The organism is Sorangiineae bacterium MSr11954 (assembly GCA_037157815.1).
Taxonomy (GTDB): Bacteria; Myxococcota_A; Polyangia; order Polyangiales; family Polyangiaceae; genus Pendulispora; species Pendulispora albinea.
In genome coordinates this window covers 6673663-6686835 of record CP089984.1, presented here as the reverse complement: position 1 = coordinate 6686835, position 13173 = coordinate 6673663, and the positions used below count along the sequence as shown (strand labels likewise).

Below are 13173 nucleotides of genomic sequence, written 5' to 3'. Positions count from 1 at the left end.
GATCCAGGTTTTGCAAAGGTTTGCAGGTCGCGGGTACCAGGTTTTGCGAGGCTCCACGTCCTCGAGGTCGCACACGTCATGAAGGCAGCTTAAGCAGCTCCAATAAAGGCCACTTGCAGGGGCGAGCAGGGGGCGGATGCCCCAGGGTGATGGATGAGCGCGCAGACGATTCGAAACGCTCTCGGTGTTCTTCAAGAGGATCCGGACAACGGGCGAGCATGGGCTGATCTCGGAGAGGCCGTTGGCTACTCACGCCAGTCGGGCATCTCGCAACCGCCGGAAGGGGTACCCCCCGAGTCCTCGGAGCTCTCCAAGGAGGAGCTGGCCACCTTGCTGGAGGGGGCCCGCCGTGCCCACGAGCTGCGGCGCGAGTACGAAGCCGTGGCCCGGCTGCTCCAATGGGAGGTCGAGATCGCCAAGGGCACCGAGCGGGAAGCGGCTCTGGTGGCCGAGCTTGCCCGCGTGCTCGACGAAGAGCTGCTCGACGACGAGGGCTCGAGCCTCGCGTACATGCATTTGCTCGAGCTGCGCCCGGGTGAGCGCACCGCGACCGAGGCCCTCGATCGGGCCGAGGGCAAGCGCACCAAGTGGTTCGAGATCGTCAAACGCTATGTCGACGAGGCCAAGAGCACCAAGGACCCGGCCTTCAAGAGCTCCCTGTTCGTCACGGGCGCCGAGGCGGCGTACCGGTATGGGCGCCCGCAGCTGCAAGGCGAGGGGCAAAAGGGCCAGAAGAAGCTCGAGGCGCTCGAGGGCGAGATCGTGACCGGCCTGAAGAAGGCCCTCGACATCGACCCCAAGAACCGCCGGGCGGCCATCCTGCTCGAGCGCGTGTACCGGCAGCGCGGCGAGCACGCCAAGGTGGCCGAGGTCCTGGACCAGCTGGCGCGCGAGAGCACCATCAAAGAAGAGAAGAGCGCCGCCTACCTACGGCTGGCCCGCGTCTACGCCAAGCGCCTGGACGATCCCGAGAAGGCCATCCAGGCGTACCAAGCGGTGGTCGATATCGCCCCCGGGAACGTGGAGGCTACGGCCGCGCTGGTCGACCGGTTTACCGAGCGCAAAGAGTGGGACAACCTGGTCGGGCTCTACGAAGACCAGCTCGCGGCGGGGTCGTTCGCGCCAGGGCAAGAGGCCGGCATCCTCCTCCAGATCGCCATGGTGCACTGGAAGATGCGGGAGAAGACCGACGCTGCCGAGCCGTACTTTACGCGGCTCCGCAAGATCGAGCCGGCGCACCCGCAGATGCTGACGTTCTTCCGTCAGTGGTGCGCCGAGAAGGGCGAGATCGGGCGCCTCACGCAGATCCTCACCGACGCGCAGCGCGTGCTCACCGACGGTCCGACGCGCGCGACCTTGGTGGCCGAGCTGGCCCAGCTGGCCGAGGACGGCGCCAACGCCACGCGGGCCATCGAGCAGTGGCGGTCTTTGCTCCGGCAGGATCCGAACAACAAAGAGGCGCGGGCGGCGCTCAAGCGGCTCTATCGGCAGACCGGCGGGTGGAACGCCCTGGCGGACTTGCTGCGCGGCGATCTCGAGAAGGTCGGGGTGGAGGACAAAGAAGCGCGCCTGCCCATCCTGCGCGACATCGCGGCCATCTACCGCAACGATCTGAAGAACGACTCGGCGCTGGTCACCGTGCTCTCGCAGATCTCCACCCTCGATCCCACCGACAAGGACGCGGCGCGCGAGCTCGCGCGCGTCTACGCGGCGCTCGGTCGCTGGCGCGAGATGCTGGCCACGCAAGCGCGCGTGGCCGAGCTCGAGACCGACGTGGGCGCGCGCACCGAGATCTACCGCGAGGTGGCGCGGCGCTGGTTGGAGCAGTTCTCCAACATGCAGAACGCCGTCGACGCCTACGAGAAGCTGCTCGACGCTTCGCCCGACGATCGCGAGGCGAACCAAAAATTGCGTGAGCTTTACACCAAACGGCGCGCCTACAAGCCGCTCTACGATCTGCTCGCGCGGCAAGTCGAGCGGATGGAGGCGGCGCCCGCGGAGGCTCCCGCTCCGGCGGCGGAGGGCGAAGACGCCGGCGAGGGGGCCAGCGCGGCCGCCGCGGGCGAAGAGCGCCGGGCGCTGTGGCTCGAGATGGCGAAGCTCGCGGCCGATCGGCTCGATCGCGGCCCCGACGCGGTGATCGCGTACAAGAAGGTGCTCGCGGAGGAGCCGAGCTCGCAGGTGGCGCTCGACGCGCTGGAGAAGCTCGCCGATCGCGAGAAGGACTACGCCACCGTGGCCGAGGTGCTGGAGCGGCGCGTGGAGCTCGCGGCGGGGACGCCGGGCGGGACGCAGACGCAGCTCGCGATTCTGCAGAAGCTCGGGTCGATTTACGCCGACCGTTTGCACGATCCCAAGGGCTCGATGCGGGCGTGGCGGCGGGTGCTCGACCTGTCGCCGGGGCACCCCAAGGCGCTGCGCGTGCTGCGCGATACGTTCCTCGCCAACGCCGACTACGACGGGCTGACGGAGCTCTACGCGACCACGGAGGACTTCGAGGGCCTCGCCGAGGTGCTGTCGTCGGCCGCCGATCGCACGCCCGATCCGGACGCGAAGATCGAGCTCTCGTACCGCGCCGCCGACGTTTACGTGGACCGGCTGCGGGCGCCCGAGCGGGCCTTCCGCGCCTACGAGCGCGTGCTCGGCGTGCGGCCGGACGACAAGCGCGCGGCCGCGGCGCTGGTTCCGCTCTACGAGCGCGAGGAGAAGTGGGCGCGCTTGCCTCCGCTCTACGAGGTGCTCTTGCGGCACGCGGAGGAGCGCGAGGAGAAGCTCGCGCTGCTCCACAAGCTGGCGCACATCACGGGGCACAACCTCTCCGACCGGGCCGGCTCGTTTGCCTATGCGCGGCGCGCGTACGAGCTCGATCCGGGCCGCGAGGGCGCGCTCGGGACGTTCGAGAAGGCCACGCGGGCCTCGGGCGAGTGGGCGGCCTTCGTCGAGGCGCTCAACGCGCGGCTGAAGGACACGAAGCTCGGGCCCAGCGTAACGCCGGAGGAGCTCGACGCGCGGCGCACGTTGCGCTCGAAGATCGCCGAGGTCTACGCGCTGGAGCTGGGGCGGGTCGATGACGCCATCGTGGCCTACCGCTCCTTGGTCGAGGACAACCCGGACGACGAGGAGATCGTCGGTTCGCTCGATCGCCTCCTGCGCAGCGAGAGCCGCCGCGACGATCTGCGATGGCTGTTCGAGCACCGCGTCTCGCGCGCCAACACCTCGTGGAAGATCCACCTCTACGCCGAGTGGGCGACCCTCGAAGAGGACGTCTTCGGCGATCCCGACCAGGCCATCGCCATCTACCGCAAGATCCTGGAGCTGGTGCCGCAGCACGGGACGGCGCTCCGCTCGCTGGCGCGGCTGCTTCGCGCGCAGGGCGATCCGGCCGGCGCGGCCGAGGCGCTGGAGAAGGACCGCGATCAGCGCGAGGGCATGGAGCGCGCGCAGCGCGAGGTGGAGCTCGCGCGCCTCTACATGACGGAGCTCAAACGCCCGCTCGACGCGCTGGCGGCGGGGCAGCGCGCGCTCGACTTGGTGCCGCGTCCGCCGCCGGGGAGCCCTGCGGGGAGCGGCAGCGCGGAGTACCGCGGGGCGGTGGAGGTCATCGAGGAGCTCCTGCACGTCCCCGAGACGCGCGGGCGCGCGGCGGTGCTGCTCGAGGCGCACTACGACGAGACGGGCAACGCGCAGCAGCAGGCCGAGGTGCTCGAGGTGATGATCGCGACGGCGGCGGCGAAGAAGGATCGCATCGCCCTGTATTCGCGCTTGGCCGACGTGTACGAGGGCAAGGTCGGCGCGGCCACCACGGCGTTCGACGTGATCGCGCGCGCGGCCTCCGAGTTCCCGATGGAGCTCGAGCTGTGGGACCGCCTGGCGGTGCTCTCGAACCGCACGCACCGCGCGCACCACTTCGTCTCGGCCATCGTGGAGGCGGTTCCGCCCTTGGGGGAGACCGGCCTGCCGGAGACGGTGGAGATGGATCTCGCCGAGCGGGCCGCCACCTTGTACGACGAGATGCTCGGGGACATCGTCTCCGCGCAGCCGTACCTGGAGCGCATCCTGACCCGCGATCCGGGCAATGAGCGCGCCTTCGCGCGGCTGAAGCAGATCCTGACCACCCTCGAGCGGTGGGAGGAGCTCGAAGGGCTCTACGAGCGCGCCATCTCCGCGGCCCCCGATTTGAACCGCCGCGCGGATCTTTTGGCCGACGTGGCGCTGGTGGCCGAGGAGATCACCGGCGATCGGCCCAAGGCCATCGCGTACTACGAGCGCATCCTGCAGCTCGAGCCGAACCACGAGCAGACGGTGCGCGCGCTCGACTCGCTCTACTCGGGCGAGGAGCGCTGGACCAGCTTGGCGGCCTTGCTGCAAAACCGGCTGCCCACGGCGTCGCTCGACGAGGCGGTGGCCCTCAAGCTTCGTCTGGGGTCGCTGTACATCTCGCGGCTCGAGGATCCGGCCACGGCCATCGGCTTCTTGGAGGACGTGCTCCAGGCCGATCCGACCAACCGCGAGGCGCGCGATCTGACGGAGAAGTGCCTGACGGTGCCCGGGCTCCGTCCGCGGGCGGCGTCCATCCTGGAGCAGGTTTACATCGCGCTCGATGCTCCGCGCGATCTGGTGCGCATCCTGGAGGTGCGTCTGGAGACGGCTTCGATGCTCGAGGAGCGGCGCGAGCTGCTCCGGCGCATCGCCGAGCTCCGCGACGACCGGCTGCAAGAGGGGGCGTTCGACGTCTACGCGCGGCTCGTTCCCATCGCGCCCGACGACGTGGAGGCGCGCGCAGGGCTCTTGACCCTGGCGAAGAAGCTCGGCGCCTTCGAGGAGGCGGCGCGGGTGCTCGCCGAGTCGGCGGACGCTGCGGGCGTGCCGCAGCCGCGGGCCCAGATCTTGAGCGAGCTGGCGCAGCTGCTCGAGCGGCACCTGGGCGACGCGGAGCGCGCGGAGGCGGTCTACCGGCAAGTGCTGGTCATCGGCCCCGACGACACCGAGCTGGCGCTGCCCATCGCGCGCTCCTTGGAGCGCATCTACGCGGCGTCGGGGCGCACCCGCGATCTGGCGGAGATCCTGCGCACCGAGGTGAAGCTGGAGGAGGATCCGGCCGCGCGGCGCGAGATCCAAGGGCGGCTGGGCGAGCTCTGCGAGACCTCGCTCGACGATCCCAAGGGCGCCATCGACGCGTGGCGCGCGCGGCTCGACGACGATCCGCTCGACAGCGCGGCGCTGGGCGCGCTCGATCGGCTCTACGAGCGCACCGGGGAGTGGCGTGCGCTGGTCGAGATCCTGCGCGCGCGCGAGCGGCAGGTGGGGGACGCGCCGCAGCGCCGGAGGTTCATGGAGCGCGTGGCCTCGACCTTGGCCGATCGGCTCTCCGACGTGCCCGAGGCCATTTTGGCCTACCGCGCGCTGGTCGACGAGTTCGGCCCCGACGATGGTGCGCTCTCGGCGCTGGAGCGTCTCTACGAGACGGCCGAGCGCTGGCCGGATCTGGCGGAGACCATCGAGGCGCGGCTGTCGATCGCCGACGGCGAGGAGAGCCGCCTGGGGCTCTTGGCCAAGCTGGGCGCCGTCCGGCGCGAGCGCCTCGACGAGGTGCCGCAGGCCATCGAAGCGTTCCGGCAGGCGCTGATGATCGAGGCGACGCACGCCCCGAGCCGCACGGCGCTCGAGGGCTTGCTCGAGCACCCCGACGTGCGCCGCGAGGTGGCGGGGATCCTGCGTCCGCTGTACGAGGCGGATGGACAAGAAGAGTCGCTGCTCCGGGTGATCGACATCGAGGCGGAGTACGCCGAGGAGCGCGAGGCGCGGCTCGGGCTGTACCGCGAGGCCGCGCGCGCCGCCGAGGTGACCTTGGGCGATCCGCGCAGGGCGTTCGGCTACTCGCTCCGCGCGCTGCGCGAGGCCGAGTCGGCCGAGGAGTTCTTGCCATGGCTCGAGAGGGCCGAGCGGCTCGCCCAGGCGGTGGGGGCGTACGGCGAGCTGGTCGATCTGCTGCGGCTGGTGGTGCCCGATCTGGTCGACGGCGATCTGCAGGTCACCGTCACGTTGAAGATCGCCTCCCTCCTCCGCGACGCGCTCGCGGACAAGGCGGGCGCGCGCAGCTATTACGTGCGCGCGCTGGAGCTGCGCGGCGATGACCGAACGGCGCTCGAGGCGCTCGAGGCGCTCTACGAGGAGGCGAACGATCCCACGTCCTTGCTCGAGATCCTCCGCCGCCGCGCGGAGGTGGCCGACGACGACTCGGAGCGCCGGCGCATTCTGTTCAAGCAGGCGCGCCTCTCGGACGAGACGCTCCACGATCCGACGGGCGCCATCGACACGTACCGTCTGATCCACGACGCTTACCAGGACGACACGGCGTTCCTCGCGCTGGAGCGCTTGTACACGGCCACCGAGCGCTGGGACGATCTCATCTCGCTCTACGAGGGCCGCATCGCCAAGGGCCCGCCGGGCGAGGTGAAGGCGGGGCTGCACCACAAGCTGGGCGAGGTGTACGAGACGCGCCTCGGCGAGCATCACCGCGCCTTCGATCAATACGAGGCGGCGCTCAGCTTCGACAGCCGTCACCCGGCCACCGTGGCCTCCCTCGAAGGGCTCATGGGCGATCGCGCGCACGCCGCGCGGGCGGCCGAGATGCTCGAGCACGTCTACCTGGCGCGCCACGATTGGCGCCGCGTGATGGCGACCCTCGAGGCGCGGCTCGACGTGAGCGAGGATCCCGACGAGAAGCGGCAGCTGCTCCGCCGCCTCGCCGGGCTGCACGAGGAGCAGGCCGAGAACTACCCGGCCGCCCTCGAGACGACGGCCAAGCTCTTGGCCGAGGATCTGACCGACGAGCCGACGTGGCACGAGCTCGATCGCCTGGCGCGCGTGGCCAACGCCGAGGCCCGCCTGGCCGAGATCTACGCGACGGAGCTCGGCAAGGTGACGGCCGACGAGCCGGCCACCGCCAAGCTGGCGCGCCGCACGGGGCAACTCTACGAGCAGCTCGGCGACACCGATCGCGCGCTCTCGTTCTACCGCCGCGCGCACGCGTTCGCGCCGGAAGAAGACGACGTCTCGTTCGAGTCGATCGATCGCATCTTGCGCGAGACGGGTCAATCGCAGGCGCGCGTCGACTTGTACCGGAGCGCGTTGGAGTACCGCGAGGACCCGGCGGCGCGGCTCGCGACGTTGCACACGATCGCGCGGCTGCAGGAAATCGAGCTCCAGAGCGACGATCTGGCCATCGAGACCTACGGTCAGGCGCTCGAGGTGGAGGAGACGGATGTCACGTCGCTGGAGGCGCTCGCGCGACTGTACGATCGGCGCGGCCGCTACGGCGATCTGGCGGATCTGACGCGAAGGCGCGCCGAGCACAGCGCCCTGCCGGACGACGAGGCGAAGTTCCGCATCGTGCTGGGCAAGCTGCTGCAGGAGAAGCTCCACGACACGGCGTCGGCCATCGACGAGTACGAGACGGTGGTGGAGCTCGCGCCGGGGACGGCGGCGGCGAACGAGGCCATCGCGGCCCTCGAGGCGCTCATCGCCGATCCCGAGCACAAGGCGCACGTGGTCGACATCCTGCGCCCGATCTACGAGCGCGCCGACGACTGGCGGCACCTGGTGTCCGTCAACCTCGAGCGGCTCGGCATCGCCGACGACGACTCGGAGCGGGTGGCGATCCTGCGGGAGACGGCGCGCCTCTGGGAGACGCGCGGCCGGGATCCGAACCAAGCCTTCGACTCGGTGCGCGACGCCTTCGTGCTCGATCCGGACGACGGAGATACGCGGGCGGAGCTCGATCGGCTCGCCGAGGTGACCTCGCGCTGGGACCATCTGGCGAACGCGTACCAGCGGGGCATCGAGCGCACCTCGGGCATCACCGAGAAGGAGCTGCTCGGCGCGCTGGCGCGCCTTCACAACGAGCGTCGCGACGATCCGCGCGCGGCCCTCGACGCGTACGATCGGCTCTTCCGCGCGGACGAGACGGACATCGAGCCGCTGGAGCAGATGGACGAGCTGGCGACCTTGCTCGCCGACTGGACCATGCTGGAGCGGGTGCTGCGCAAGCGCGCCGAGCTGACCACCGACGACGAGCGCCGCGCGAGCACCTGGCGCCGCATCGGCGAGGTGCGCCGCGACATGCTGGAGGACGCGGCCGGCTCCATCGACGCGTTCGAGCACGCCCTGGAGCTGGAGCCGGACAACGCGTTCACGATGGATCGCCTCATCGAGCTGTACGAGGCGAAGAACGATCCGGCGCGCTTGATCAACTTGTACCGCCGCCGGGTGGAGCTCTGCACGGACGACGAGGCCGATCTCAAGTTCCAGCTCTACATCGACGCGGCCAACGGCTACGAGTTCGGCCTCCACGATCGCCGCGAGGCGATCGAGGTGCTCGACTTGGCGCTTTCGGTGCGGCCGGGCGACGTGGACGTCGTTCGCCGGCTCGACAAGCTCTACACGGCCGAGAAGATGTGGCACGAGCTCCTCGAGAACCTGCGGCAGCAGGTGGTGATGACCGAGGACGAGGCCGAGGGCCGCACCTTGCGCAAGCGCATCGGCGCGCTCTTGGCGCACGAGCTCGACGACGCTCCGCAGGCGCTCACCGCGTACCGCGAGGTGCTCGAGGGCGGAGCGTTCGACGAAGAGGCGGCGAAGGCCATCCGCGAGCTGGGCGAGGGCCGCGACGAGCTGCGCGGGGAGGCGGCCGACGCGCTCGAGCCGGTGCTCCGCAAGGCCGAGCGGCACGAGGAGCTCTTGCAGGTGCTGGAGATGCGCCTCCGCTCGCAGATCGAGCCCTCGGAGCGCACGCAGACCTTGCGCGCCATCGCCGAGGTGGCGGAGCAAAAGCTGGACGACCTCGAGCGCGCCGAGGCCGCGCTCCTGCGGGCGCTGTCGGAGGCGCCGGAGGACGCCTCGCTGCACGCGGAGATCGAGCGCATCTGCGGCCGCGGGGTGGCGGCAGCCGGCAAGAAGAGCGAGTCGTGGCAGCGCTACGCCGATGCGCTCTCGGAGCGCGCGGGCTCGCTGTTCGACGCGAACGTAGCGACGGACTTGTTCATGCGGCTCGGCAGGGTGGCCGAGGAGAAGCTGGTCGACGACGCGCGCGCCGCGCGGGCGTACGTCTCGGCGGCGGAGCAGTCGGGCGACAACGAGGCCGTCCTCTCGGCGCTCGATCGGCTCTTCGGGCGGCTCGGCGATGCGCGCGCGCTGGCCGACGTGCTGGAGCGCCGCATCGCGGTGGAAGCGACCCCCGGGGCGCAGGCGGATCTCTACCATCGCCTGGCGACCTTGCAGATCCGCGAGTTCGAGGAGCCGTCGAAGGGCCTCTCCACCTTGCGGCTGGCGGTCGAGCAGGTGCCCGATCACGGCCCGAGCCGCGACGCGATGGAGGCGCTGCTCGAGAAGGGCGACCTCTTCGACGAGGCCTTCGAGGCGCTCGAGTCGGTGTACCGAACCCTGGGCCGCACCAGCGATCTGGCGCGCCTCTACGAGCGCAAGGTGACGCGCGCGCCGGGGGTGCGGGAGCGCTCGCGCGCGCGGCTCGATCTGGCGCGCGTGCTCGAGATCGACGCCAAGGATTTGCTCGGCGCCCAGCGGGTGCTGGAGGCGGCCCTGGTCGACGATCTGACCGACGTGGACGTGCTGAGCGAGGCCGAGCGCATCGCCGGGAGCCCTGGCGGCAACGGGTTCGGCTCCTTGACGGAGGCCTTGGCGCAGGCGCTCGTGGCCTCCGAGAACAAGCCGGCCAAGGACGTGCCGACGCACACGGCCGCCGAGCTCTGGGTGCGCCTCGGCACCTGGCGGCGCGACGAGCTGAAGACCCTGGAGGTGGCCGAGGAGGCCTTCGTCAAGGCGCTCTCCTTGGAGCCGGAGAACGTGGACGTGCTGCGCGCGCTCGAAGATCTGCGGCGCGCGCCGGGACGCGAGCGCGATCTGGTCGAGACCTTGCGGACGCGCGCGCGGCTGGAGACCGATCTGCAGCTGCTGGGCGAGCTCTTGCGCGAGGCGAAGGAGATCGCCGAGACGAAGCTCGACGATCCGGCGCTGGCCGAGAGCGCCTTGCGCGACTGGCTGACGGAGGACGAAGGGAACCTCTGGGCGCTGGAGGAGCTCACCAAGCTCCGCGAGCGGGCAGGCGATCACAAAGAGGTCATCGAGCTCTTGCTGCGGCGCTCGGAGATGGAGGCGGACGGTCCGAAGATCGCGAGCTTGAAGCACCGCGCGGCCGAGGTGATGACCAGCAAGGCCGGCGACATCGCGGGCGCCATCAAGCTCTACGAGGAGCTGCGCGACAGCGATCCCACCGACGCGGCGGCGTCGTCCAAGCTGCGCGAGCTCTACGCGCAAGCGGGCCGGAGCGGCGATCTGGCGCGGCTGCTCCAGGACTTGATCGACGCGGCGGAGAGCCCCGAGCAGCGCACCTTGCTGCGGCTCGATCTCTCGAAGCTCGAGATGGAGCTCGATCGATCGACGGAGGCCATCGACACCTTGCGCGCGATCCTGGACGAGGTCCCGGCGCACGGCGAGGCGGTGCTCGCGCTCTCGACTTTGTTCGAGCGCACGGGGCAGGACGAGGAGCTGGCGGAGCTCTTGAACACGCAGATCGAGCGCGCCGAGCGCGATCAAGATGCGACGAAGGAGCTGGCGCTCAAGGTGCGGCTGGGCGAGGTGTTCGAGACGCGTCTCAAGGACACGCCGCGCGCGCTCGCGACCTTCGAAGGGGTGCTCGAGCGCGAGCCGGAGCACCGCGCGGCGCTGGAAGCCGTGGCGCGGCTGGCCGAGAGCCGGAGCGAGTGGGAGCGCGCATCGACGGCGCTCTCGACCCTGACACGCGTGGTGCCGGACGACGCCGGGGTGAAGTTCGCCCTGCGCCTCGCCAACGCGCGCGCCAAGCTGGGCGACGAAGATGGCGTGCCCGCGGCCCTTCGCCGTGCGCTGGAGATCCAGCCCGGGAACGAAGAGGTACGCGAGCAGCTGCGGGCGTTCTACGAGCGCAAGCGAAGCTGGACCGAGCTGGCGGCGCTCCTCGTGGGCGACGCGGAGCTCGTGGCCAAGGAGCACCCCGACGTGCTGCTCGCGCCGGCCGACATCTCCGGCAACGCGGGCGGGCGTCCGATCTCGGTCCCGCCGGGGGCGCGTCCGTCGCGGCCTTCGCCGGCGCCGGTGTCGAGCGCTCCGCCGCCCATGGGCGGGGCGCGGGCCGAGTACGTGCGCTTGCTGCGGCGCGCGGCCGAGATCCACATCCGCGAGCGCAACTCGGAGGCGGACGCCGTTCCGCTCCTCGAGCAGCTGGCGAAGACGGCCCCGCACGATCGCGAGCTGCTCTTGCTGCTCTGCGACGCCTACACCGCGGCGGGCCGGGAGCGCGACGCGACGCAGGTGCTCGAGAAGGTGATCTCGTCCTACGGCGCCAAGCGGAGCAAGGAGCTGAGCGTCTACCACCACCGCTTGGGCAAGGCGCTGGCCTCGCTCGGCGACAAGGACGTGGCGCTGGTGCAGTACGACATGGCCTTCAAGATCGATCCGGGCTCGGTGAACGTGCTCCGCGATCTCGGTGTGCTCGCGTTCGAGACGAACGATCTCGATCGCGCGCAGAAGACCTTCCGCGCGCTCTTGCTCCAGCGGCTGGACAACAGCACCGGGATCTCCAAGGGCGAGGTGTTCTATTACCTCGGTGAGATCAGCGCCAAGCAGGGCGACAAGGCGAAGGCCGTGCAGATGCTGGAGCGGGCCATCGAGAACGAGCCGAGCCTCGATCGCGCGAAGGCCAAGCTGGAGGAGCTCAAAGGTTGATGGCGGCGTCGCCCGCGCGTCCGGTCGCGGTCGCGTGGGCTGCGCGAGGGCGGAAGCTCGCGGGCTTCGTGCTCGGGCTGGTGGCGGCGCTTTGGCTTCGGACGTTGCGGGTGCGGGTCTGGGTCGATCCGCGGTTGCTCGCGGTGGGCGCGGGCGGGTCGGGGCAGGGTGGGGGGAGCGGCGCGGGCGGTGTTGGTGGCGTGTCGGCCGGCGCGGGGCCGTGGGTGTTGTCGTTCTTTCATGGGACGCAGTTTCCGCTGCTGGCGTGGCGCAGGCGGAGGCGCACCGTGGTGATGGTGAGCCATTCGCACGACGGGGCGATGCAGGCGGTGGCGCTCCGTTGCTTGGGGTTCGGCATCGTGCGCGGGTCGAGCTCGCGTGGCGGGGTGCGCGGGCTCGCGGCGTTGATTCGGCAGGTGAAACGGGGCGACGCCGACGCGGCGTTTGCCGTCGATGGGCCGCGCGGTCCTTACGGCAAGGTGAAAGAGGGCGCGATCCTGGCGGCCCGCGCCACGGGCGGCGTGCTCGTTCCCATGGGGAGCGCCAGCGCGCGCGCATGGGTGGCGTCGCGGGCGTGGGATCGATTCACCTTGCCGCTCCCGTTTTCGCGCGTGCAAATCGTGCTCGGCGCGCCGCTGTTGCCGGACGGTGCGTCCGAGGCGACGGCGTCGGGGGCCACGGCGGCGTTGGCGTCGGCGTCCGCTACTGCGACCGCGGACGAGCTTGAGCGCGCGATCGCGAGCGCCAACGCCACGGCGTTGGCGCTGCTATCGGCGAAGGTGTTAGAGCCGTTGCCGGCCGGCGAGGGCGCGGCCCATGGTGATCGGGTCGGCGAACTCGAGATCGCCGCCGTGCGGGACGCCGCTGGCGATGCGTGAGAGCGTAACGCCGAAGGGTGCGAGCTCGCGTTTGAGGAGGAGCGCCGTGGCCTCGCCGTCGACGCTGGGCGGGGTGGCGCAGATGATCTCCTGGATGCCCTCTTTCTTCACCCGCACGAGCAGGCGCTCGATGGGAAGATCCTCCGGGCCCACGCCCTCCAAGGGGCTCAAGAGCTTACCCAGCACGAAGTAGCGACCGCGCATGCTGCCGGCGCGCTCGATGGCGAGCAGATCGTGCACCCGGGCCACCACGCACAGCAGCGTCTTGTCGCGCTTCGAATCGCTGCAGATGGTGCAGATGGCGGCCGCCTCGAGCGAATCGATCTCGGCGATGTTGCCGCAAAGGTCACACGGGCGAAGGTGCTGCCGCAGCTCCACGAGCTCGCGACCCAGCTCCGCGGCCAGCTCGTCTTCGGCGGTGAGGAGATAGAGCAAATACCGTTGGGCGGTCTTCTCACCCACGCCGGGCAGGCGGGCAAAAAGGTTGATGGTTCGCTTCGATCGCGAGGAAATCACG

3 protein-coding genes are annotated in these 13173 nt (G+C 70.5%); 2 read left to right on the top strand and 1 reads right to left on the bottom strand.

Features of this window, described 5'->3' with window-relative positions:
* The first annotated feature begins 153 nt into the window (after window positions 1-153).
* Both LZC94_25745 and LZC94_25740 read left to right on the top strand, forming a co-directional pair.
* Window positions 154-11778, top strand: a complete 11625-nt coding sequence (locus tag LZC94_25745; protein ID WXB11263.1) for a tetratricopeptide repeat protein — start codon at window positions 154-156, stop codon at window positions 11776-11778.
* On the top strand, window positions 11778-12656 hold the full coding sequence (locus tag LZC94_25740; GenBank protein ID WXB20246.1) for a DUF374 domain-containing protein: 879 nt from the start codon (window positions 11778-11780) through the stop codon (window positions 12654-12656). Before LZC94_25745 ends, LZC94_25740 begins: the two co-directional genes overlap by 1 nt.
* On the opposite strand, the gene recR is transcribed toward LZC94_25740, so the two are convergent.
* Entirely contained in the window at window positions 12561-13172 is a 612-nt protein-coding gene (gene recR / locus LZC94_25735; protein WXB11262.1) for a recombination mediator RecR, read from the bottom strand. The genes LZC94_25740 and recR overlap by 96 nt on opposite strands.
* Between the last annotated feature and the right edge of the window lies 1 nt (window position 13173).